This is a genomic window from Shewanella hanedai (genome assembly GCF_007197645.1).
GTDB classification, from domain to species: domain Bacteria; phylum Pseudomonadota; class Gammaproteobacteria; order Enterobacterales; family Shewanellaceae; genus Shewanella; species Shewanella hanedai.
The window spans coordinates 1-22,390 of the sequence record NZ_VKGK01000009.1 but is presented as its reverse complement, the minus strand read 5'-3'; the positions used below and the strand labels follow the sequence as shown (position 1 = coordinate 22,390).

Genomic DNA, 22,390 nt, shown 5'->3' with positions numbered 1-22,390 from the left:
GTTGATAATGAGTGGTGGTGCTTATCATTTTGGTTAGCTAATTTGGTGGAATTATTCAATTTCTGGTACTCTATGCAGTTATTAAATAAAACTCACAGCATAAGAATAATGTCGAAACAAGACTCTCTTTGGTTTAAATCACTACGCTGGCTTCAGAAAAAGTTGGTGCACACTATTGTCGTGCCTCATGAGCCTTTCAAAGATCTTAATTTAGATCCTGAAAAGCCACTCGTTTACGTCATGAAAACTGAATCTCTAAGCGATATCGCTGCGCTCAGTGAAATCACTGGTGAGTTAGGTTTACCTAGCCCTTATGATCCGCTTGTCGTTGAAGGGGAATCTACTCCTAGAGTCGTTTGTCTTGAAGGGGCTAAGCCTCTGATGGGGAAAAGAGAGAGTAATGAGTTCTTTCTGAGTAGTTTTATGGGCTTATTAAAGGCGCATAAAAATAGCGCAGAGCTGGATATTCAACTTGTACCAGTCAGTCTTTACTGGGGAAGAACTCCTGGTAAAGAAGATGACACCATGAAAGCCGCTGTGCTTGAACGTGAAAATCCAACCTGGTTGCGTAAATGTCTGATGATCTTGTTCTTAGGTCGACATAATTTTGTGCAGTTTTCTAATGCTGTTTCGATCCGCTACATGGCGGATGAGCATGGTACAGATAAGCGTATCGCTCAGAAACTTGCTCGTGTCGCACGTGTGCATTTTAGCCGTCAGCGTAAAGTGATGACGGGTCCTGTGTTACCAAAGAGACAAGCCCTTTTCCATGCATTGATTAACTCCGAAACCTTAAAAAAGGCGATCCAAGAAGAGGCAACCAATAAGAAGATCTCCGAAGTCGAAGCCAGAGCCAAAGCGATGGAGTACTTAGATGAGATTGCTGCTGATTATTCAGATAGTTTGGTGCGTATTGCTGAGCGATTCCTGACGTGGTTATGGAATAAGCTCTATAAAGGGATCAATATCAAAGGTGCTGAGCAGATCAGGCAATTGCATCATGATGGTCATGAAATCATCTATGTTCCTTGTCACCGAAGCCACATGGATTACCTGTTACTGTCTTATATTCTCTACTATCAAGGTATGGTGCCGCCGCACATTGCTGCTGGTATCAATTTGAATTTCTGGCCAGCTGGCCCAATGTTCCGTCGAGGTGGTGCTTTCTTTATTCGTCGAAGCTTTAGAGGGAATAAGCTGTACACCGCCGTTTTCCGTGAATATTTAGATCAACTATTTACCAAAGGCTATTCGGTCGAGTACTTCACCGAAGGTGGACGTTCTAGAACTGGACGCTTACTTGCACCTAAAACAGGAATGATCGCAATGACACTTAATAGTGTTCTGCGCGGTATGGAACGTCCTGTGACACTTGTGCCTGTTTATCTTGGTTATGATCACGTGATGGAAGTCGCCACTTATCATAAAGAATTGAGTGGTAAGAAGAAAAAGAAAGAGTCTGTTTGGCAGGTTTTTGGTGCTTTGCGTAAGTTGAGCAACTTTGGCCAAGGTTATGTCAATTTCGGTAAGCCAATCACCTTACATAACTTCCTCAATGAGCAGGTTCCCGATTGGCGTGCAGAGATCGCAAATGATCCTGAGCAGAAACCAACATGGTTAACGCCTGTGGTGAACACGCTTGCAAATCAGGTAATGACTAACATTAACGATGCTGCCGCTGTGAGTTCAGTGACGCTGACTAGCTTAGTTTTGTTAGCTTCAGAGCAGAATGCACTGGAAAGAAGTCAGCTTGAGAAGCAACTGGATCTGTATCTTAAATTGCTGAAAGACCTACCTTACACTTCATACACCTCAGTGGTTGAAGGTGATGGTAAACAGTTGGTTACACAGGGTCTAGAACTTAAAAAGTTCCAGTTAGACAGCGATCCGTTAGGCGATATTGTCTCAATTGATGAGAGTATCTCAATTGCGATGACCTATTACCGTAACAACATTATTCACTTGATGATCATCCCTTCACTTGTTGCTAGTTGTTTGACTCAACATGAGCGGATCACAAGAGCTGAGATAATAGCGATCACCGCAGATTTCTATCCTCTGCTTCAGGCCGAACTGTTTATGGGTGTTGAGGATACTGCTGAATTAGTTGAGCGGATACTCGATCTGTTTATTGAGCAAGAGCTGGTCACTGAAGGTGCAGGTTTCACTGTTGTTGACACTCAGATCAACCAACTATTGCTATTGGCAGGCACGGTGAGTGAGACTTTACAGCGTTACGCTATCATCTTTAACTTGCTAGCTGATTCTCCTGAGATGGAGCGTTCAGATCTTGAAGCTCAGAGTCACCGATTAGCTAAGCGTCTAGGTGCTTTACATGACATCACAGCCCCTGAATTCTATGACAAGAACTTGTACAGAACGTTGAGCGTGAAGTTAAAAGATCTTGGGTACTTAAAAGATAACGGCAATAAGGCTGACGTACAGAGAATTAGAGCTCACGCTAATGGCTTATTAAGAGCATCTGTTAGACAAACCATTGTTGACAGTGTCGCTGCGGAGAGATCTGCTTGATGAGCAATAGCTTGAAATTTGGGGCTGTAAATCAGCCCCATGAGTTAAAAAGGCATTTCGTTATATTGGCAATCATTGGCCATCGTTTACACTTGGAGAAATAGGGTTATATGGCCAATCATATGAATGCAGCCAAAGATAAGGTTGCTGGTAAGTCGTTACTTGGCGGCGCGATGATTATTGCGGGTACTGCTGTCGGTGCAGGGATGTTTTCTTTGCCTGTAGTCGGTGCTGGTATGTGGTTTAGCTACTCAATCCTCATGATGCTGGGTGTTTGGTTTTGCATGTTAGTTTCAGGTTTATTACTGCTTGAGACTAATCTTCATTTCGAACCTGGTGCAAGTTTCGACACGCTCACACGTGAAACCTTAGGTAACTTTTGGCGAATCGTGAATGGCTTATCTATCGCTTTTGTCCTCTATATTCTTGCCTATGCTTACATCAGTGGTGGTGGGTCAGTCGTTAACCAGAGTCTACAAGCTTCAGGAATAGAGCTGCCGCAAAGTATTGCTGGTTTAGTGTTTGCTCTAGGCTTGGCGTTTATTGTCTTTATTAGCACCAAGGCTGTCGATAGGATCACAACTGTGATGCTAGGTGGCATGATTATTACCTTCTTCCTTGCCATAGGTGATCTGCTCATTGATGTTGATACCGTAAAGTTGTTTATGCCTAGCGGGGAAGATAAGTTTCTGCCTTACATGCTAGCTGCTATTCCGTTTGGTTTGGTCAGTTTTGGTTATCACGGTAACGTGCCCAGTTTAGTAAAATATTACGGTAAAGATCCCTGTACCATTATCAAAGCGATCGTTATCGGTACCCTTATCGCGTTTGTGATCTATGTTTGCTGGTTAGTGGCGACAATGGGGAACATTTCTCGCATTGAGTTTGTCGATATTATTGCTCAAGGCGGTAATATGGGCGTGTTGGTTTCTGCGTTATCAGATGTGATGAGCAGTAGCTGGCTAACGACTATGTTGACAATTTTTGCAAATTTGGCCGTTGCCTCTTCGTTTCTTGGTGTGACCTTAGGCTTATTTGACTTCCTTGCTGATCTTTTTGGTTTTGACGAGTCGAGAACTGGACGCTTTAAAACAGCTGCAGTGACCTTTTTACCTCCTACTGTACTCGGACTGCTATTTCCTAACGGCTTTTTAGTCGCGATTGGCTTTGCAGCCCTTGCAGCGACAATCTGGACTGCAATTGTACCTGCGTTGATGGCGTACAAGATCAGAAAGAAATTTCCTGATGCGACGAGCTTTAAAGTACCAGGTGGTAATGTGGTTATTGTCATCGTGATGCTATTTGGCCTGATCACTGGCGCTTGTCATCTCTTAGCGATGGCTGATTTACTACCTGTTTATGGTTAATAATACCAATCAGTATAAGAAAGTGATCTACTCAGTGTGGCTTTTGGCAATCTAATTCAAGGCGACTGGATGATGGAATGGTTATTCCCTTGTGAGTTCATTCAACGCAGAAGTAGGTAGCCAAAAACACACCCAAAGGGCGAGTTTTAGCGCTTCTGATGCTGTGTTAACGAGCTTAAACGTAGAACAACTATGCTTCTCACTCGTTGCCTTACCTCAGAAGCGCTAAACTCTCGCTGAGCGATCACATCTTTATACTGATTGGTATAAAACAAAAAACTGCATCTGAACTACAAGCCCTCTTCATGAGGGCTTTTTTGTGTCCAAGTTACTCCAGGTTCAGCTTATCCAAATACTGTTGTGGAGTGGATTTCCTTAGTCTCTTAAAAGCTCGGCTAAAACTTTGCTGGTTGGCATACCCTAATAAACTGGCTATCTCTTCTACCTTTTTACCATCCAACATGTATTTGACTGCTTGGTTACTCAAAATATAGTTACACAGACTAGAAAAACTGAATCCTAGCCCCTGCAAGCGGCGCTGTAGTTGCTGCTCTGATATATCAAAAAGTTGGGCTACGGTTTTGAGAGTTGGCAGGCCATAGAAACGAGAATAGTTAATCATTTCAAACAGCACTTTTGGGTCATCATGGGGTTGAGGCATATTGAGGTATTTTTCAAACAGAGATCTTGGCATGGTGACTGGAGCATTGCAGGTCTGTTCTAGACTTATTGACTGAGCTGTTTCTTCTATATTTAACCAGATCTCGGTGTGCGGTGCGTTCCAAATGACAGTACAGCCAAATAGCTCTGAAACCTGCTGATGCCCTATACTGGAACCGCTTATTTGGATCCGAATAGGTTGATACTCCTTTCCAAGAAAATGGCGTTGGGCATTGAGCAACATAATCGCGACTCTGAGGGAGTCATGACTTTTTTGGTGTTTAGACAGGTAAGCGGTCTTATAACACCATTTCATTATCTTGCCCGATTGGCTCACATAATAACTCGCCCCCGAATGCAGACTATTAATGCCGTAATTGATCCTTCGTATGCTCATGACGATGTCAGGAGTGCCCAGTGGATCGATACCACTTATCCCTAATCGATCGAAATGAAGATACTCGTAGAGTTTGACCATGTAACAAGGATCTTGGCTAAGTTCTGCAAGTTGAGTTAGCCACTGGCCGACTTGCGTAAAGGGGATGAGTGCCATCGGCTCTTTCATCAGTGCATCTGGAATATTAAGATCTTGGTGACTGATGCCAAATATCTGCTTCATGCCATCAAATACAGGCTTTAAGTAACAGACGCGAATAAATGAAGCGTTAAATTTCATGGGTAATGGCCTGATTGATGAGGGCTAATTTAATCATTAATAACTTCAAATTGATACAATTAGCCTGTATGCCTTGTTTGCTTATGGATAAAAGCCAGACTGTGCTCATTGATATTGTTTAGAGGCCTTTTACATGAGTTTATTTGGAATGCCGTTTGTCGATACAGGTGCTGATACAGCGCTCCATATTGTCGCTCTTGTTGTTATGGTCGCTACAGTTACTGCTGTTGGTGTGGGCTTCTGGAAAATCCACGAGCTTCCTATCAATAAAGCACATAAAGAGGATCACCATCAGATAGGGTTGATCACCGCGCTCACATGGATTGGATTTGTCTGGCATTGGGTTTGGGTTCTGGCGGTTTTCGTTGCTTTTGTGGATGGCGAAAAAGCGTTAAGGAAGTTGAGGGATATCTGGCATGAAAAATCAGAGCTGATAGATCAACAAGCCATCAATGAACAACAATCAGCGAAAGAGGTATCCAATAATGCTTGAAGGTTTAGCCGTTTGGGCTCTCTTTATCTACCTATTGCGTTTAGTCGGCATGCCGTGGAATCAATTTTCTAAGGCTTTTTCCTATATTGGTGGCGGTGGTTGGCTGCTATTTGTGTGGGTGGGCTTACTAAACTTTACCCCGATGGATCTCTCTGGTGGCTCATTGGTTCAGTCACCTCACATTCAGTTACGTCCGGCATCGACCCAAATTAAGGGCTCTGTGAAGCATATCTATGTTGTGCCAAACCAGCGAATTGAAAAAGGACAACTCGTATATGAATTGGATGATGAGCCGTACCAAATAGCGCTAAACAAGGCTGAAGTGGCACTAAAATCGGCAAAAGTCGCATTAAAGCTTGCCGATGAAGATGTGAAACTCGCATTGAAGCAACATCAGAGTGTGTTGGCTGATACTAAAATTAGCCATAGCCAAGTCATTGCAGCGCAGGAAGACTTAAGCTGGAAAGAGAAAACACTTGTTCGATACATCGAACAAAATCGAGTGGTGCCAGACACGATTACCAAGAGCCAATTAGATGAGCAACAAACCTTAGTCGCCTTGGGGCAAGCTCAGGTTAATAGCTATCTTGCCAGTGTTGAAAAGGCGGAGTTTGCAGAGCACAAAGCGGCTTTGGAGATAGAGAAATCCCATCTTGCAGTTGCAGGTAAGCAATCCGATCTCGAGGGACAAATTGAAAACCTAGCAAAGGCGCAATGGGAGTTAGATAGCACTAAGGTGTACGCTCCAGCAGACGGTTACCTGACTAATTTTATTATGCGAGAAGGGCAGTATGTTGGTCTGGCACCGCGTATTCAAATGTACACCGATGAGAAATATGTCCTGATGAGAGTTAATCACCAGGCGATACGTAACGTCAAAGTGGGTCAGAGTGCAGAGTTTGCCTCGGCTGTTTATCCGGGTAAGGTTTTCCGTGCTCAGGTTGAGGGGATTGTTGAAGCCACGGGTGAAGCACAAGGGAGTTTATTAGCCAGAGATGATAATGTGCGGCAAACAACCGGTCAGAACCTCAATAACAAGCATCACTTTGTGCGCCTTAAACTGGAAGAGGGGGAGTACGATCTGCCAGTGGGTGCCGTCGGTTTAGCGTGGATATCGGGCGAGAAACCCACAGCATTACTCAACTTTTTAGATGTGATCCGCGGGATAATTATAAGAATGAAGTCACAAGTATATTACTTCTACTCGATTTAGATATCATGCCCAACTCACTGTCAATACAGGAGTTGGGTCAAAGTTAACTAGAATTCATGTTAAATGCAGATCTGATTTCGACCTTTCTGTTTCGCGCGATATAGAGCTAAATCTGCATTTTTCATTGTTTGATCAAAGTTCTCACCATGTTGATGATCGGCAACGCCAATCGAAATTGTCACACTAACAGTCTTTTTACCACTCTTGCTTTGGGCCTGAGCCCGCTTTGCCTTGGTTTGCTTCTTACGTTTCTCATCGCGAAGAACGATGTCGTACTCCTCTATCGATTCACGTACGCCTTCAAGGTGAGCCAATACCGATGAGGCGTCTTTGCGAGAGAAGACGATAGTGAACTCCTCTCCTCCATAACGAAACGCTTTACCACCGCCAGTTACTTCTGCAATTTTACTGGCGACCAGCTTCAATACTTGATCACCAACATCATGGCCATAAGTGTCATTAAACTTTTTGAAATGGTCAATATCCAACATAGCGACGCTGTACTTTTGGCCTAAGGAAAGGACCAAGTTATAGAGTGCCCGACGAGAGGCAAGTCCAGTTAACTCATCTCGATAAGCTAAAAAGTAGGATTCTGTTAATACCGTTAATAGGTAAATGATTGCCAATGCTGACATTGAGACAGAGATAGGAAGTGGATTGGGCAGTAGAAAATGCCCTCCCCAAATCAGTAAGGTCATTAAGATTGCAGTGCTGATTAAGTTCGATGACCAGATCCCGCGTAGTAGCACCAATAAAGCACATAAGTACAAGGGGATGAATAAACGTATCTCATGACTGATAAGCGCTGGCAAAAAATTGTCGAGTTGTGTTCTGTAATGTGAGTTTGCCCAGATCCAACCAAAAGCAGCTGCGAAGCAAAGTATAATTCCAATGGTTCGCACTAAGGTGTGGGAAGAGAGTAAACCTCTGTCCTTAATGAAAGCAAACCAAGTGATGGTAAGCGCACCACCCAGTAAGAGGAGATCTGAATATTGACCTAACCCTTCGATGGTAAGTCTAGGCTCTGTTATACATACATAGTAAGCGAGCAGTAGGATAGCCAAATAGGCTAACCGGCTTCGATTAAACTGTATTGCAATTAATGTAACGATTGAGAGTAACCAATAAGGGAGTTCAACAAGGGTCTCTTGCCAAGCTTGGAGCTTGGGTTGAGAGAGCTGAAAAAGGATCAGTGATAAGCCTGTAAAGAAAATAGGAAGAAAGAGATAACGACATCTGTGATAAAAAGCAGACAATTTAGTGAGTTGGCTAGTTCTGAATTTCTGTTTTCATTGTGTCAGCCACGATATGGATGACTGAAATCCATGCTTGTCTAACTTCATCAGTGTATTCATTGCCTAGCCCCGTTTTTAAGGTGTAGAGCAGGGCGTTTCCTACCGGAGTAAAGTGGCTTTTTTTGACGCCATAACCGTTATGTCTTTGGGCTAGTTGTTTTAGCACGGGGACTAAAGCGTCGAGATCTTCTAATCCCTGTACGGCCGCTTTTAACATGGTGATCAGCTTGCGACCTTGCGCCTTTATGTTACTTTTGAAAAGTGGTCTAAGACTGGGATCAATTTTAAACAATGAATCATAGAAAATGTCTGCAGCTTGCTCTGAGATGGGTTCAACTAAGCTAAAGGAGTGTTGAACTAGTTCGATTTGTCTTTGTGTCAATGGCATGTGCTACCCTCAATTTAATATCTCATCGTATCCCAGATTGAACGTGAGATAGACGCACCATATCAATCATAGCGCTTTAAGTATTAGCTTGTTTTACGAATGGTTTTTTGCCTATCTCATTTAGCATAGACAGAAAACCTAAAACAAGCTTAACTAAATGCAGTGAAACACTCATATTCATACATGTTAAGGATAGATCAATGAAGGTGAATCAATACGTTCATGGACAGCCTTGTTGGGTTGAACTTGCGAGTCAGGATGCACTTGCTGGCAAACAGTTTTACAGCGATCTTTTTGGGTGGAAAGTGCAGGATATACCGATACCCGATGGCGTCTATTCTCTCCTTGCTTTGGAAGTTGAAGGAGAGCGCTATGATATTGGTGCTGCCTATCAGATGCCTGCTGACATGTCAGATCAGGGAGTGCCGACGACTTGGACTGTCTATTTTGCAGTAGATAATGTTGATGTCACTGTGTCATCGGTTATCTCTTCTGGAGGCAATCTAGTGTTGGGTCCACATGATGTGGGCACTGCTGGGCGAATGGCGCTTCTTAGTGATCCTGAAGGAGCTCAATTTGCTATCTGGCAGGCCGGAGATCAGATTGGTGCGACTCGAAAAGATGAAAATTCAAGTTTATGCTGGGTGGAACTGGCGAGCCGTAATAGCCAAGGTGCGAAAACATTCTATGCTTCGGCCTTAGGTTGGGAATCTCGTCGAGATGCGATGCCAGACTTTGAGTACACGCAGTGGTCGGTTGAAGATGTCCCATTTGGTGGAATGATGGAGATGACAGAGGAGTGGGGAGCGATGCCTGCACACTGGATGCTCTATTTTGCTGTTGAAGATTGTGATGAAGCCGCGGATAAGGCAACTAAGCTGGGCGCAAAAGTTTGTGTGCCCCCGACAAATATCCCCGATGTCGGCCGTTTTAGTGTGATTAGCGATCCTCAAGGTGGCTTCTTTTCTGTGATAGCGATTAATTCAGAAAGCTAATGATTGATCTAACCTAATGAAAAACGCCTGCTCATGTGAGCAGGCGTTTTGTTTTACAGTAACTCTAATGATCGCTTTATACTTTATTAAGCTTGCGTGAGTAGATCAGCAAATACAGTGCTGGCAGCACGAACAGCGACAGTAATGGTGCGGTGACCATGCCACCCACCATAGGTGCAGCTATTTTTTGCATGACATCATTACCGGCACCAGTGCCCCACATAATGGGTAAGAGCCCGAAGAAGATGGTCGCCACTGTCATCGCCTTAGGACGAATACGCATTACGGCACCTTCTATTAAGGCCTCTTTGAGGTCGTTTACCGACTCATAACTGGCGGTGTCTTTTCTGTGCTTAATGGCGTTATTTAAATACACCAACATGACCACACCAAACTCGGCGGCAACACCTGCTAGGGCTATCATGCCGACGGCGACAGCAACAGACATGTTGAAATCTAAGAAATAGAGCAACCAAGTACTGCCGACTAAAGCGAAAGGTAGACTGATCATGATGATACTAGCTTGTAGCGTTGAGCCAAAGGTGAGCATCAGCAAGATAAAGATCACGCCCAGCGCCATCGGAATGACCTTCTGCAACTTGGCATCCACTCGCTGCATGTATTCATACTGACCCGCAAACACATAGCTATATCGTGGCGGAACAACAAGTTCACTGTCCAATGCCGCTTGAGCTTGCTCAATGTATTCACCAATTGAGGTACCTTCAATGTCGACAAAGACCCAAGAGATGAGACGACCATTTTCACTTTTAAGCATGGGTGGACCATCGGTGATCTCAATATCAGCCAAATTACGCAATGGCAGGTAATGACCTGTTTTGGTGATCACTGGCAGTTCCCTAAGCTTCTCGATGTTGTCCCTTAACTCTCGCGGATAACGTAGGTTAATTGGGTAACGCTCAGCCCCTTGAACTGACTCGCCTATATCCATGCCGCCAATGGCATAACGCACCACGTCTTGAATATCGGTTAAGGTCATGTCGTAGCGAGAAGCCACATCTAACTTAGGCGTAATATCGATATATCTGCCACCGCCAACACGCTCTGCATAGGCTGACTTTGTATTGGGTAGCTTGCTAAGAATAGCTTCAATACTGGTGCCTATTTTCTGCAACTCATCAACATCAGCGCCAGTAATTTTTATGCCAACCGGGGTTTTAATCCCTGTCGATAGCATATCAATACGGGTTTTGATTGGTTGAACCCACGCATTAGTCAGCCCAGGTACTTTTACCGTCTGTTGCAGTTGTTCAATGATGTCTTTAAGTTCAAAACCTTCACGCCACTCATCTCGCGGTTTAAGCATTATGGTGGTTTCTAGCATCGTTAGAGGTGCAGGATCTGTTGCCGTTTCTGCGCGACCGACTTTGCCGAATACACGTTTGACTTCAGGCACTGTTTTTATTAAACGATCGGTTTGCTGCAAGATTTCAGCGGCTTTACTGGCACTGATCCCAGGTAGTGCCGTCGGCATATAAAGCAGATCACCCTCTTCGAGTTCAGGCATAAATTCACTGCCTATATTGCTTAACGGATACCATGCACTCATCAAGGCCATTAAGGCGACAACTAGCGTCATTTTTGGGAATTTGAGTACCAGTGTCAGTGAGGGCTTATACATTGCAATTAACACTCGGCTAATTGGATTGCTGGTCTCCTTGGGGATCTTGCCACGTATAAAGAAACCCATAAGAATCGGCACCAAAGTGATAGAGAGCAGAGCCGCTGCCGCCATCGCAAAGGTTTTGGTGTAAGCCAGTGGACTAAACAAACGTCCCTCTTGTGCTTCAAGAGCAAATACAGGCACGAAACTAAGAGTGATAATAATCAGCGAGAAAAACAGCGGAGGCCCGACTTCAGTCGATGCTTCGGAGACGATTTTCCAATGTTCACTATTGTTGGGCCGACGTTGATGTTTATCCTCAAAATGCTCCAGATGCTTATGCATATTTTCGATCATGACTATCGCACCATCGACCACCGCACCGATGGCAATGGCAATACCGCCTAAGCTCATGATGTTGGCATTCACCCCCATCTTATTCATCACAATAAAGGCGATAAGTATGGCCAAAGGTAGCGTGATGACCGCAACTAAGGTTGAGCGAGCGTGCAATAGGAAGAGTAGGCAGACGATACCGACGACGAACATCTCTTCGATAACCTTATGAAACAGGTTTTCGACAGAGCTTTCGATAAGTTGTGAGCGATCGTAGGTCGGGATGATCTCCACCCCTTCCGGCAAACCTGACTTGAGCTGTTCAAGCTTGTTTTTAACCGCTTCGATGGTCGCTAAGGCATTTTCACCATAACGCATCACAATGATACCGCCGACCACTTCACCTTCACCATCTAGCTCTGCGATACCACGTCGTGAGGCTGGGCCTTTACGCACCGTGGCCACATCTTTGAGTAATAGACCCGTGCCTGACGGACTGGTTATCCCCAGTGGGATCTCCCTAAAGTCATCTAAGGTCTGACGATAACCTTTGGCTCGAACCATATACTCAGCTTCAGCCATCTCGATAACCGAACCACCGGCTTCGGTATTCGACTTAGAGATCGCATCTTTTATCGATGCGATATCGAGCTTATAAATAGCTAATTTATCTGGCTCTATCACTATCTGATAGGTCTGCTCCATGCCGCCAACAGTGGCGACCTCAGAAACACCAGCCACACTTTGCAATTCAAGCTTGAGGTACCAGTCTTGTAAACTTTTGAGTTGTGACAGATCCAAATTGCCAGAACGATCGACTAAGGCATATTCAAAGATCCAACCGACACCGGAAGCATCAGGCCCAAGAGAAGGTTGAACCCCTTGAGGTAGGCGACTGCTGACTTGGTTCAGATACTCCAGTACGCGAGATCGAGCCCAGTAGATGTCGGTGCCATCTTCGAAGATGACATAAACATAGGAGTCACCGAAAAAGGAGTAGCCACGAACCGTTTTGGCGCCAGGCACTGCTAACATTGCAGTTGAGAGCGGGTAGGTGACCTGCTCCTCAACGAGTTTAGGTGCTTGACCCGGGAAAGGCGTCTTGATTATCACCTGCACATCGGAGAGATCCGGTAGGGCATCCAGAGGCGTATTTCTGAGCTCTTGTACGCCCCAAACCGTGATCATGATGGTGATAATCAACACCATGAATCTCTGTTTAATGGAGGCTTCTATTATTTTCTTAAGCATAATATCTAATCCTCCTAGTGCTGGTGGCCGCTGCTAAGGCGCATTAAACTGCCCTTAAGACTGGCTTCTGAATCGAGAAGAAATTGCCCCGAAGTGACTACGCGTTCATTTTCAGCAAGTCCTTCCTTAATTTCAGCTTTGCCTTGGCTTAGCATCCCAACCGTCACTTTACGGGCGGTAAAGCTATTATCTTCAAGTTTGACGATGACGCGATTCTCTTTGCCTGTTTGAATAAGGGCTTCTTGAGGGATCACCAGTACATTTTCATTAGGACCACCGAAGATGCCTATTTTGGCTAGCGTGTTAGGTCTGAGTTCAATCTCTGAGTTTTGGACAACAATACGTACCCTTAAGCTTCGGGTGACGGGATCTAGCTCTGGGTAGATATAGTCAATTTTGCCTTCAATATCCTTAATGCCCATCGCGGGGATTGAGATTTCCGCTTTTTGTCCTACAGCTAACCAGCTCTGCTCATTTTCAAATACATCAGCAATAACCCAGACTCTAGAGAGATCTACCACTGACATAACTTCAGTTTCAGGTTGTATATACATGCCATCTCTGACATTTAGCGCTTTTACTATGCCATCATGTTGAGCATAAAATGGTACGCGATATTGGGTCTTTTTAGATTTAGCCAAGGCTTTGATATGTTGTGGTTGAAAGCCGAGTAGCTCAAGTCTTAGGCCAGCTTTTCGAACCAAGTCTTTGTAACTTTCATCATTGCCTGCACGTTTGAGCGTGTCCTGCGCCAATAGGAAGTCATCTTGTGCATTGATAAGCTCTGGAGAATAGATCTCATAGAGTAATTGGCCCTTGGTGATCTTGTCACCGACGGAGGTGATGGTGAGCTTCTCTATCCAGCCGTTAACACGTGCATGGAGGTGATTTATCTGACTTTCATCGTAATCAACTTGACCGACGGTCTGAACAAATTTCCACAACGTATCTTTTTCGACTCGCGCAACTTTTAAGGCTAGGGCTTGCTGCATGCCACCCGATACCTCAATTTGTATCTCTTTTCCGCCACCGCTAAGTTCGACTTTCTCAAGGTTCATCCCACAGATAGGGCAAGTGCTAGGGACGTCGCTAATGATATGAGCATGCATCGGGCAGACGTACTTAATGTTACTACCATCATTTAATGAAGCAGGTTTAGCGTCATTAAACACTGCATCAGCAGGTGTGGTCGCTGCCTGATGTGCATGGCCTGAGTGATCTTCTGCTGACATGGTATTCATGTCATGAGCAGAGTGATCCATTTTACCTTTTTCTTCCTCCTCCTCTTCTGTTTCAAGGAGGAACATGTTGCAGATAGAGCAGCGGCTACCAGCCTCGTGGCTGGTCTCTTCAGGATGCATAGGGCACACATACGTTTTCTGTTCCATGGCTAAGAGTTCGTTTGGCGAACCTTTCTCTTCCTCCTCTTCTGTTTCAAGGAGGAACATGTTGCAGATAGAACAGCGGCTGCCAGATTCATGGCTGGTCTCTTCAGGATGCATAGGGCATACATAAGTCGCCGATGCATGCTTGTGCTCATGCAGCTCGTGTTTGTCCTCAGTCGTTGCCTGAGCTGATAATGGTTGAGCGTGAGCTAACTGCGGGGTCACCACCATAAATAGGCTAAGCAGATAAGCTAGCTTGTTGCGTTTATTGTTCATCTCTAATTGACTCATAATGCCTCATCTCCAGCCTAAATTAATGCTTGTGGTGTTCTGCTGACTTAGTGTCAGCTTTGGCCTGCATTGGCTCCAAGTTCATTCCGCATTTAGGGCAAGTATCGCCTTCTTTTCCCGTGATAGACGGGTTCATCGGGCATGCGTGAGTATTGGCTGTTTCACCATGCTCATGAGAGTGAGTCTTATGTTTCGGGCAAGATGTGCAATTTTTATGTTGCTCAGATGCCGCCTGATTTTGGGTGAGGTTCATACCGCATTTAGGGCAAGTATCTCCCTGTTTGCCCGTAACCTCTGGGTGCATTGGGCAAGCATGGTCGGTTTTCATTTCATGGTGTTGAGCATGTTGTTGATGTTCAGCATGCTCGTGAGCAAAGGTCACAGGAACAATAGATACAAAGATAAAAGCGGATAAAATTAGACTTAAAAGGGTTTTCATTGAATAACTCCATTTTGCCTTTGCTTATGGTGTCATCGCTAAAGCGATAAAAATCATCATGATAAGCAAGGGCTAAAATAAATGTAATCACAACAGATAAGCGCATTAGATGAACAGAGTCGTCGCTTTTATACAGAGCGTTCGGCTGACTGAGTTTATACCAAGGTTATCAATTGAAGCGATAAATAAATTGTTTAAATATAAAGCATATGTTCAGTCCGTTAGACTGAAATATAAGGGGCTGATGCCGCCTTAAGTTATGCTATTGGAGGTCTGATATCTTGAGGCAGAGATATAGAGTGGAAATGAGGCATTGGAGTGGCCATAACAAACTCAGAGGGACTAAACCCTGACCAAGGTTTAGAACTGAATAGAGTGCCTGTCACCGAGACAACAAGACAATGACTGCAATCACCTTCGCAGGCACCGTCGCCATCACAACAATTCTGAGCAGCGCCGGGAAGCATACTGTTTTGCCCATTATCGCAGCAATGAGATGGTTCATCTGTCAGCTCTGTGTGGCAAGTCGCTCCATCTTTCATACTCATCATTGCGTCATGGTGTGAACCCGACATTGATACTTCATGTGTTTGCGACATATCAATCATAGAACCACTAGCAAATACCCCTTGGCTCAGCATAGCGAGCAGGGTTAAGGCTAATAATGTATGACGACACAGAAACGTAAACATAAAGCTTCCAATAATGAATTATGGCTAGTCTACCATGAGTATGGATTAGTACATCGACTGAATTCACATTTTTTACTTAATCTTATTAAGCATTTGGTGTGATTTTATTCATTCTGTCGATGCACCGGCCACGTAATTAAAATGAGAGCCAATTGAATATCCAATCGCTCCCGAGTGTAACTTACTGCTTAGCAAATAATAGTTGAGACATAAGCTGGTGGTGAGTCAGTAAGGCGATCTCTTTTTCCACCCCTGCAGTATCGGTCAGTGTGATGACTGGATTATTGATAAATGCATAGGCTTCCTCTTCCGTGTCGATAGTAGGCGTGAAGGCTTGGTACTGCTCTTGACTATCAGATGTCATTAATAGGTATAGAGGTTGAGATTTTACCCAAGCTCCCGAGTCATCTGCGTTGACCTCGAAAATATCATAATATTTAAGCTCAATGAGATTCTCTCCTTGATTGAGCTGCACTTGACGATTATTGAACTTAGTTTGACCGTTGACCCCGGTGATATCTAAAGACTCTGGGAACGACACGCTGGCAGCAAGAGATGAGAAGCTTGCAAGTGTAAGGGCTACAGCAGTAATTAATGTTTTCATATTGAACTCCAAGTAAAACTAGCGTTAAACAGAGCGAGCGTAAATGGTGTCGATATCATCAGCCAATAGGATAGGCATGACTTAATTCAGACACAGATGTCGACTCTATTTAAAATAAAAAAGTATGGCTGAATTGTATTTTTGCGCAGCCTTAAAGGCAGTAGCGCTAAACTGTTCGTATTGGAGGAGGAGTAAAGGGAGCGGGTTCAGCGGTTTGCTTCGACCATGAACCTGTTTGAATTGGGGTACTCGATTCTGGCAACGCTAGCGCAAATTTGGCTTGAATTAAGATGCCTGTCGCGCTGGCACAATGTGAAGCACACTCTCCAGAGCCCATCATTTCGCATAAAGCATCGCAATCGATAACGACACCGGCATCATCTGACATCTGCATGGTAGACATCATCATGTCACAGCTTTGTTCGTTACTGCTGATATCAAGTGAAGTACTACTCTGGGGAGGCATCTGATCTAACAGCGCACTTTGTTGTGATGTGCTCAATAGAACTGTCATCTCGCTTGAATGATGTTCCATGATAACCATTTGGGTATGACTAAATGCATGCAATAAGCTGGGCATAGCCATCGCTGGAGTAAGCAAAAACTGCCCAACCAGAGAGATGATTAATACCAAATGTGCTAATTGCTTCGACATATTTCCCTATGTTTCCTTAAACGGTGCTTGAGTGCCTTGTGGTAATAGACCTAGCCACTCAGAAATAAGTTTCATATTTAATTTAATATTTATAAATTTATGATTTAACTTCTTTTAACGACTCAATAAGTATAAAAAATAACTGAAAATATATAAAAATTGTTCTATATCAATTAACTAGGGTATTCCCTTGCAAAATGCAAGGCTAAAGTCCAACTTAAGCAACTGTGAATATAAATTGAACAAAGCGCCAATTTCTATATTTATCAAAATAGAGTTAGAGCTAGGTCTCATTTTGTACTATTGCAGCCAGATTAATGACCAAGATCTGGTTTATAATTCGGGCATAAAGTGATGAAGTAAAATAAGTTTCAAATATAATAATTCAAATTCTGGAGAAGAGTGATGAACTTACGGGCACTGTTTAGACCAAGCGCGAAATACTCGATATTAGCCCTGTTAGTGGTAGGTATTGTTGTCGGTGTAGTAGGCTATTTTGCTACACAACAAACATTACATGCGACAAGTACAGATGAGTTTTGTATGAGCTGTCACAGCAACCACTCTTTGAAAGATGAAGTGCTTGCTTCTGCTCACGGTGGAGGAAGCGCTGGCGTGACAGTACAGTGTCAAGATTGTCACTTGCCACACAACCCAGTTAAATATCTAGTTAAGAAAATCATCGTATCTAAAGATCTTTACGGTTACTTAACGATTGACGGTTTTAACACGCAAGCATGGTTAGATGAAAATCGTAAAGAACAAGCCGACCTAGCGCTTAAGTACTTTAAAGATACTGATTCAGCTAACTGTCAGCACTGTCACACGCGCATTTACGAAGATCAGCCTGAAACAATGAAGAAGATGGCGAAGAGAATGCACAGCAACAACTTCAAGAAAGATGCTGACAAGCGTAAGACCTGTGTTGACTGTCATAAAGGCGTTGCACACGTATATCCAAAAGGCTAAGTATTGAGTACTTATCCAGGCTGATGCAGAGTTAGATTGTGTTCAGCTAATTAGAAGCCTCGTTGTTATCAACGGGGCTTTTTTGTGTCTGGAACATTTATGCAACTCGCCATGGATGGATTACGAGGAGTATTTGTACATGGATGTAGTTATCCGCGAACACCATGGACGGTGTCGGAGTGGGTTTGTATCGGGGACGAAATACTTAGTGTCTAGTGTTGAGATGACTAAAAGTCGTCTTGCATCATCACTGTGTAGTAATTCAGCCCATAATAGTTATCAATTCGACAGTGCTTAGCTGTTGCAAGTCATCATAGAACATTGCATCGGCGTTGAAGCAGTTACTTACAGTGGCTTAATCGATCCCTCTACTGGGCAGCCTAATTTTCTACAAACACCTTCATTACACAATCTACAAATGCGTCTGGCTTCGCTCTGTTTATCGGTTAAATTGCCCATCGCGACCTCAAGCAGTTTCGTAAAGCTCTGCTTTTGTTCTTCACTAAAGTGATCTAACACCTTAACAATGGCGGCTTCACGGCTACTGAGTATCTCCGCAACTCGCTCACTACCTTCTTGCGTTGTACACAACACCACTGAGCGCGCATCTTGTACTGATTTTTTCCGCGCAATTAAGCCCTCTTGCTCCAAGGTATTGATCAGTCTAACGGCACCTGAATGCGTTAACCCTAATACCTTGCTTAAGACGTCAATAGTTTCATTAGGGTGGTTATGGATGGCCACCAAGGCAGCTTCATGGCTCAAGCTACGTCCACCAAGCTCTGAAATCTGACTTTCAATAGCAGTAGATACAGAGGTTGCAAACGCACCGATTAAATTTGATATGTATTTTTCATCTTTCATAGCGCTAATTATATATGACTCACTCATAAATAAATAGTGACAAATAAAGTAATACGGATTAATGTGTGACTCAGTCATGTAAATATGAAAGAGCAGAGAAAATGAAAACCAATTCAGAAATACTAAAATACACAAAAAAATTCAAAACAGTCTTAGGCAAAAAAATGGCTTATGTCGATGAAGGCAAGGGGGATCCCATTGTGTTTCTACACGGTAATCCAACGTCTATCTATTTATGGCGCAACGTGATGCCTTACTTAGAGGGGAAGGGGCGCCTAATTGCAATCGACATGATCGGTATGGGAGATTCAGATAAGTTAGATAATACCGAAGAGGGAAACTACTCTTTGTCGGAAAACAGCAAGTACACGTTTGCTCTTTTACAAGAACTTGGCGTAACGAAAAATGTGACTCTAGTACTTCATGACTGGGGTTCTGGCGTTGGTTTCAATTGGGCCAACCAACATCAAGGTGCTGTTAAAGCCATTGCCTTTATGGAAGCGATTGTCACCCCATTCCCCACTTGGGATGAGTTTCCAAAAGAACTCCATGGTCCTATTGGAACCTTACGCTCTGCCGAAGGGGATAAACTCGTTTTAGATGAAAACTTTTTTATTGAAACCCTGTTACCAGCAACCATCTCACGACCTTTAAGTGACAAAGAGCATGCTGAATATCGCAGACCATTTTTGGAATCTGGAGAAGATAGAAGAGCGACACTGGCAGGTCCTCGACAGTTACCCATCGCGGGGGAACCAGCAGATACCGTTGCCATAGTCGCAAGCTATGCGGACTATTTGGCAAACTCTACATCGATCCCTAAATTATTTATTAATGCAGAACCTGGCGCATTTCTGGTTGGCTATGCCCGTGACTTTGTCCGAACCTGGCCAAATTTAACCGAAGTCACGGTAAGTGGTGCCCATTTCATCCAAGAAGACTCTCCCCATGAGATAGGCGAAGCTATTTTAGAGTGGTTACCTGAATAGTAATGTTGAGATGTTAACTTAGAGTTGTGTGGTAGGGGGGGAACCTCCTACTTGAATTCGCGGGTAAAACTTAGCTAGAAGGTTGATGATTCATCCAGAGCTATGGGTGGCCATATAATTTTGCATAGGATTTACCCGTGTCTTTATCAATACCCATTAAGAAGTTTTTACGCACACACCTAGACACACAGTGATAAAATGGCGTGTCTTCGATACTGATTAATGTACTTCTTGGTCTGGCCATTACAATCTCCTCCTAAAGCGATAATGAAAGCTTAGTCAGAGGTTGATGATTCATCCAGAACTATGGGTGGGCATATAATTTTTTCTTTCGATACTGATTAATGTACTTCTTGGTCTGGCCATTACAATCTCCTCCTAAAGCGATAATGAAAGCTTAGTCAGAGGTTGATTATTCATCCAGAACTATGGGTGGCCATATAATTCCATAAGAAATACTATTCAAACTCTCTAAGCTTATCCGGCTCTATGATAAATTGGAGCTTGTAAAGTATGATATTGACAATATCCATGTCATAGTTTTTATAGCTATCAACTAACTTAATAAGATTATTAAAACTTATTCTAGGGACTAAAAAATTAAGCCATTCACCAATCTCACTAACAAGTTTCTTTTTACAACCAATATCTAAAATTACCAAAAGGCTAGATTCCTTTTTAAGTGCAATAGATAGAATCTTAACCAAGCTTACCCTTCCTCTCCCTTCCGTTTTATCTAGTAATGGAATAGATAGCTCTAGTAACTCCTTTTCCGTCAGCCCTTTTATTTCCTGTTTAAATAACTTCACACTTTCTTGATGAGGAAAGCCATCAACGAGTTCAATTAATTTCATAATTTTCCAAATTTTTCTGATGGTAATTTAGCCTGCCAAGCTCTTCCTGCTGTTGGTTTATCACACACCTAGACACACCAGGTTGGTTTTATCAAGACACCCATTTTTATTCTCACAAAAGTAAATGCCCTTGTATATCAAAAATGAAGCTCTTTTTTCTTTCTGAGGTTGATCACCTCATTGAGTGCTAATAGAAATTAATTTGAAGGAAAGAGTTGGAGGGATTTTCTGAAAAGTAGGCAGTAAAAGCATCAAACAGGAGTTTGATGCTAATTCTTATGCAATTTATGAAATGGTGGAGTTAGGCGCTGTCTAGCCATCGATGACAGTTTGCTGCGCCCTGTCTGCGTTTTTTCTCTAAATGCTCACAGTAAACATCAAGTTCTTGCAGAGTCCCTACAGCGCCCTTAAATAACCGTCCAAAATCTGTAGTGAGTTTTAGCCAGTTCTCTTGAGGAATATTGAGCCTATCCAGTATCTGTTGTGATGTTTGGCTAATGGCACCACGTTTATCATCTCTAATAATACGACCAGTATCATCAACCAACTGCAGGTAATCTTGAGCACTGAACATCAGACCTTTAGGCATATCTTTGCGCTCATTGCCCACAAATGGCAGCAGTGATTTTGGCTGCTCACCATTAAATGCGGCCTTTATACGTCGTTGTATGCTGGTGAAGTCAGAGGTCTCAGGCATTTTCGCCATCTTAGCTCTGATAGGATTGAGGTCAACATATGCCATACAAGCCAGTACTGCCGCATCATCAAGCAAGGCCTGGCTTTTAAAGCGACCTTCCCAGAATCGACCTGTGCATTTGTCTTCTTTATTAGCCATTCGAGCAATGGGTTCATTGAGAGCTCGCATAAACCAGGATATATCACATAATCTACTTCGATATAGGGCAATAGAATGTTTTAGACTATTAACCTCAAAGCTCTCTATTACTTCGTCTTTGGCAAACTTTCGAGTGATATCAGTCCCTTTAAACAAGTGATGCCAATGCTCAACCACTTCTCTATCAGTCAAGGTTTTATCAAGACACCCATTTTTATTCTCAAGGTTTTATCAAGACACCCATTTTTATTCTCACAAAAGTAAATGCCCTTGTATATCAAAAATGAAGCTCTTTTTTCTTTCTGAGGTTGATCACCTCATTGAGTGCTAATAGAAATTAATTTGAAGGAAAGAGTTGGAGGGATTTTCTGAAAAGTAGGCAGTAAAAGCATCAAACAGGAGTTTGATGCTAATTCTTATGCAATTTATGAAATGGTGGAGTTAGGCGCTGTCTAGCCATCGATGACAGTTTGCTGCGCCCTGTCTGCGTTTTTTCTCTAAATGCTCACAGTAAACATCAAGTTCTTGCAGAGTCCCTACAGCGCCCTTAAATAACCGTCCAAAATCTGTAGTGAGTTTTAGCCAGTTCTCTTGAGGAATATTGAGCCTATCCAGTATCTGTTGTGATGTTTGGCTAATGGCACCACGTTTATCATCTCTAATAATACGACCAGTATCATCAACCAGCTGCAGGTAATCTTGAGCACTGAACATCAGACCTTTAGGCATATTTTTGCGCTCATTGCCCACAAATGGCAGCAGTGATTTTGGCTGCTCACCATTAAATGCGGCCTTTATACGTCGTTGTATGCTGGTGAAGTCAGAGGTCTCAGGTATTTTCGCCATCTTAGCTCTGATAGGATTGAGGTCAACATATGCCATGCAAGCCAGTACTGCCGCATCATCAAGCAAGGCCTGGCTTTTAAAGCGACCTTCCCAGAATCGACCTGTGCATTTGTCTTCTTTATTAGCCATTCGAGCAA

General features: G+C 43.4%; 21 protein-coding genes and 1 pseudogene. 8 read left to right on the top strand and 14 right to left on the bottom strand.

What is annotated here, in order from left to right; genetic code table 11:
• Positions 1 to 108 precede the first annotated feature (108 nt).
• Positions 109 to 2,532, top strand: a complete 2,424-nt coding sequence (gene plsB, locus FN961_RS09090) for a glycerol-3-phosphate 1-O-acyltransferase PlsB (RefSeq protein ID WP_143564240.1) — start codon at positions 109 to 111, stop codon at positions 2,530 to 2,532.
• A 110-nt stretch (positions 2,533 to 2,642) separates the two neighbouring features.
• Positions 2,643 to 3,899, top strand: a complete 1,257-nt coding sequence (gene mtr / locus FN961_RS09085; protein WP_143564239.1) for a tryptophan permease — start codon at positions 2,643 to 2,645, stop codon at positions 3,897 to 3,899.
• Between the two features lie 328 nt (positions 3,900 to 4,227).
• Here the strand turns inward: mtr and FN961_RS09075 are convergent, their stop codons facing one another.
• On the bottom strand, positions 4,228 to 5,235 hold the full coding sequence (locus FN961_RS09075) for a helix-turn-helix domain-containing protein (protein ID WP_143564238.1): 1,008 nt from the start codon (positions 5,233 to 5,235) through the stop codon (positions 4,228 to 4,230).
• Positions 5,236 to 5,368: 133 nt separating this feature from the next.
• Here FN961_RS09075 and FN961_RS09070 point away from each other — a divergent pair, with 133 nt between their 5' ends.
• Positions 5,369 to 5,728: an MFS transporter gene (locus FN961_RS09070; protein WP_143564237.1), complete on the top strand. Its 360-nt coding sequence runs from the start codon at positions 5,369 to 5,371 to the stop codon at positions 5,726 to 5,728.
• The gene (locus FN961_RS09065) at positions 5,721 to 6,941 is read left to right on the top strand and encodes an HlyD family secretion protein (protein WP_143564236.1); all 1,221 of its coding nucleotides are present in this window, start codon (positions 5,721 to 5,723) and stop codon (positions 6,939 to 6,941) included. Before FN961_RS09070 ends, FN961_RS09065 begins: the two co-directional genes overlap by 8 nt.
• Positions 6,942 to 7,000: 59 nt before the next feature.
• Here FN961_RS09065 and FN961_RS09060 read toward each other — a convergent pair whose 3' ends face one another.
• Positions 7,001 to 8,197 (bottom strand): GGDEF domain-containing protein, encoded by a 1,197-nt coding sequence (locus FN961_RS09060; RefSeq protein ID WP_143564235.1) that lies wholly within the window; start codon positions 8,195 to 8,197, stop codon positions 7,001 to 7,003.
• Between the two features lie 13 nt (positions 8,198 to 8,210).
• The gene (locus tag FN961_RS09055) at positions 8,211 to 8,624 is read right to left on the bottom strand and encodes a globin family protein (RefSeq protein ID WP_143564234.1); all 414 of its coding nucleotides are present in this window, start codon (positions 8,622 to 8,624) and stop codon (positions 8,211 to 8,213) included.
• 200 nt (positions 8,625 to 8,824) lie between these two features.
• On the opposite strand from FN961_RS09055, the gene FN961_RS09050 reads away from it, so the two are divergent.
• A complete protein-coding gene (locus FN961_RS09050) occupies positions 8,825 to 9,619 on the top strand; it encodes a VOC family protein (RefSeq protein WP_143564233.1) in 795 nt (264 codons plus the stop codon).
• A 76-nt stretch (positions 9,620 to 9,695) separates the two neighbouring features.
• Here the strand turns inward: FN961_RS09050 and FN961_RS09045 are convergent, their stop codons facing one another.
• From FN961_RS09045 to FN961_RS09020, 6 genes are all read right to left on the bottom strand, one after another.
• Positions 9,696 to 12,830, bottom strand: a complete 3,135-nt coding sequence (locus FN961_RS09045) for an efflux RND transporter permease subunit (protein ID WP_143564232.1) — start codon at positions 12,828 to 12,830, stop codon at positions 9,696 to 9,698.
• Between the two features lie 14 nt (positions 12,831 to 12,844).
• Complete coding sequence (locus tag FN961_RS09040) at positions 12,845 to 14,506, bottom strand: efflux RND transporter periplasmic adaptor subunit (RefSeq protein WP_143564231.1); 1,662 nt, start codon at positions 14,504 to 14,506, stop codon at positions 12,845 to 12,847.
• Between the two features lie 22 nt (positions 14,507 to 14,528).
• Complete coding sequence (locus FN961_RS09035) at positions 14,529 to 14,945, bottom strand: heavy metal-binding domain-containing protein (protein WP_143564230.1); 417 nt, start codon at positions 14,943 to 14,945, stop codon at positions 14,529 to 14,531.
• Between the two features lie 257 nt (positions 14,946 to 15,202).
• On the bottom strand, positions 15,203 to 15,637 hold the full coding sequence (locus FN961_RS09030; RefSeq protein ID WP_143564229.1) for a hypothetical protein: 435 nt from the start codon (positions 15,635 to 15,637) through the stop codon (positions 15,203 to 15,205).
• 181 nt (positions 15,638 to 15,818) lie between these two features.
• A complete protein-coding gene (locus FN961_RS09025) occupies positions 15,819 to 16,241 on the bottom strand; it encodes a DUF2057 family protein (protein WP_143564228.1) in 423 nt (140 codons plus the stop codon).
• Positions 16,242 to 16,407: 166 nt separating this feature from the next.
• Complete coding sequence (locus tag FN961_RS09020; RefSeq protein ID WP_143564227.1) at positions 16,408 to 16,896, bottom strand: hypothetical protein; 489 nt, start codon at positions 16,894 to 16,896, stop codon at positions 16,408 to 16,410.
• 405 nt (positions 16,897 to 17,301) lie between these two features.
• On the opposite strand from FN961_RS09020, the gene FN961_RS09015 reads away from it, so the two are divergent.
• Entirely contained in the window at positions 17,302 to 17,865 is a 564-nt protein-coding gene (locus FN961_RS09015) for a NapC/NirT family cytochrome c (RefSeq protein ID WP_144039994.1), read from the top strand.
• Between the two features lie 139 nt (positions 17,866 to 18,004).
• Positions 18,005 to 18,163 (top strand): hypothetical protein, encoded by a 159-nt coding sequence (locus FN961_RS25810; protein ID WP_185972763.1) that lies wholly within the window; start codon positions 18,005 to 18,007, stop codon positions 18,161 to 18,163.
• A gap of 47 nt (positions 18,164 to 18,210) precedes the next feature.
• Here FN961_RS25810 and FN961_RS09010 read toward each other — a convergent pair whose 3' ends face one another.
• Positions 18,211 to 18,729 (bottom strand): MarR family winged helix-turn-helix transcriptional regulator, encoded by a 519-nt coding sequence (locus FN961_RS09010; protein WP_143564226.1) that lies wholly within the window; start codon positions 18,727 to 18,729, stop codon positions 18,211 to 18,213.
• A gap of 101 nt (positions 18,730 to 18,830) precedes the next feature.
• Here FN961_RS09010 and FN961_RS09005 point away from each other — a divergent pair, with 101 nt between their 5' ends.
• Positions 18,831 to 19,718: a haloalkane dehalogenase gene (locus FN961_RS09005; protein WP_143564225.1), complete on the top strand. Its 888-nt coding sequence runs from the start codon at positions 18,831 to 18,833 to the stop codon at positions 19,716 to 19,718.
• A gap of 124 nt (positions 19,719 to 19,842) precedes the next feature.
• Here FN961_RS09005 and FN961_RS09000 read toward each other — a convergent pair.
• The 4 genes and pseudogenes from FN961_RS09000 to FN961_RS08985 all read right to left on the bottom strand — a co-directional run.
• Positions 19,843 to 19,962: pseudogene (locus FN961_RS09000) on the bottom strand (transposase); the annotation flags it as partial.
• Between the two features lie 214 nt (positions 19,963 to 20,176).
• A complete protein-coding gene (locus tag FN961_RS08995; protein ID WP_143564224.1) occupies positions 20,177 to 20,572 on the bottom strand; it encodes a hypothetical protein in 396 nt (131 codons plus the stop codon).
• Between the two features lie 301 nt (positions 20,573 to 20,873).
• The gene (locus FN961_RS08990; RefSeq protein WP_143564223.1) at positions 20,874 to 21,599 is read right to left on the bottom strand and encodes a transposase; all 726 of its coding nucleotides are present in this window, start codon (positions 21,597 to 21,599) and stop codon (positions 20,874 to 20,876) included.
• Between the two features lie 249 nt (positions 21,600 to 21,848).
• Positions 21,849 to 22,390, bottom strand: a 542-nt coding sequence (locus FN961_RS08985; protein WP_483409541.1) for a transposase, incomplete at its 5' end; no start/stop codon positions are given.

What these genes read in the sequence shown, in the direction of transcription:
- plsB (WP_143564240.1), top strand. Translation starts at nt 109, where the DNA reads ATGTCGAAACAAGACTCTCTTTGGTTTAAATCACTACGCTGGCTTCAG.
- mtr (WP_143564239.1), top strand. Translation starts at nt 2,643, where the DNA reads ATGGCCAATCATATGAATGCAGCCAAAGATAAGGTTGCTGGTAAGTCG.
- FN961_RS09075 (WP_143564238.1), bottom strand. Translation starts at nt 5,235, where the DNA reads ATGAAATTTAACGCTTCATTTATTCGCGTCTGTTACTTAAAGCCTGTA.
- FN961_RS09070 (WP_143564237.1), top strand. Translation starts at nt 5,369, where the DNA reads ATGAGTTTATTTGGAATGCCGTTTGTCGATACAGGTGCTGATACAGCG.
- FN961_RS09065 (WP_143564236.1), top strand. Translation starts at nt 5,721, where the DNA reads ATGCTTGAAGGTTTAGCCGTTTGGGCTCTCTTTATCTACCTATTGCGT.
- FN961_RS09055 (WP_143564234.1), bottom strand. Translation starts at nt 8,624, where the DNA reads ATGCCATTGACACAAAGACAAATCGAACTAGTTCAACACTCCTTTAGC.
- FN961_RS09050 (WP_143564233.1), top strand. Translation starts at nt 8,825, where the DNA reads ATGAAGGTGAATCAATACGTTCATGGACAGCCTTGTTGGGTTGAACTT.
- FN961_RS09045 (WP_143564232.1), bottom strand. Translation starts at nt 12,830, where the DNA reads ATGCTTAAGAAAATAATAGAAGCCTCCATTAAACAGAGATTCATGGTG.
- FN961_RS09040 (WP_143564231.1), bottom strand. Translation starts at nt 14,506, where the DNA reads ATGAGTCAATTAGAGATGAACAATAAACGCAACAAGCTAGCTTATCTG.
- FN961_RS09035 (WP_143564230.1), bottom strand. Translation starts at nt 14,945, where the DNA reads ATGAAAACCCTTTTAAGTCTAATTTTATCCGCTTTTATCTTTGTATCT.
- FN961_RS09030 (WP_143564229.1), bottom strand. Translation starts at nt 15,637, where the DNA reads ATGTTTACGTTTCTGTGTCGTCATACATTATTAGCCTTAACCCTGCTC.
- FN961_RS09025 (WP_143564228.1), bottom strand. Translation starts at nt 16,241, where the DNA reads ATGAAAACATTAATTACTGCTGTAGCCCTTACACTTGCAAGCTTCTCA.
- FN961_RS09020 (WP_143564227.1), bottom strand. Translation starts at nt 16,896, where the DNA reads ATGTCGAAGCAATTAGCACATTTGGTATTAATCATCTCTCTGGTTGGG.
- FN961_RS09015 (WP_144039994.1), top strand. Translation starts at nt 17,302, where the DNA reads ATGAACTTACGGGCACTGTTTAGACCAAGCGCGAAATACTCGATATTA.
- FN961_RS25810 (WP_185972763.1), top strand. Translation starts at nt 18,005, where the DNA reads ATGGATGTAGTTATCCGCGAACACCATGGACGGTGTCGGAGTGGGTTT.
- FN961_RS09010 (WP_143564226.1), bottom strand. Translation starts at nt 18,729, where the DNA reads ATGAAAGATGAAAAATACATATCAAATTTAATCGGTGCGTTTGCAACC.
- FN961_RS09005 (WP_143564225.1), top strand. Translation starts at nt 18,831, where the DNA reads ATGAAAACCAATTCAGAAATACTAAAATACACAAAAAAATTCAAAACA.
- FN961_RS08995 (WP_143564224.1), bottom strand. Translation starts at nt 20,572, where the DNA reads ATGAAATTAATTGAACTCGTTGATGGCTTTCCTCATCAAGAAAGTGTG.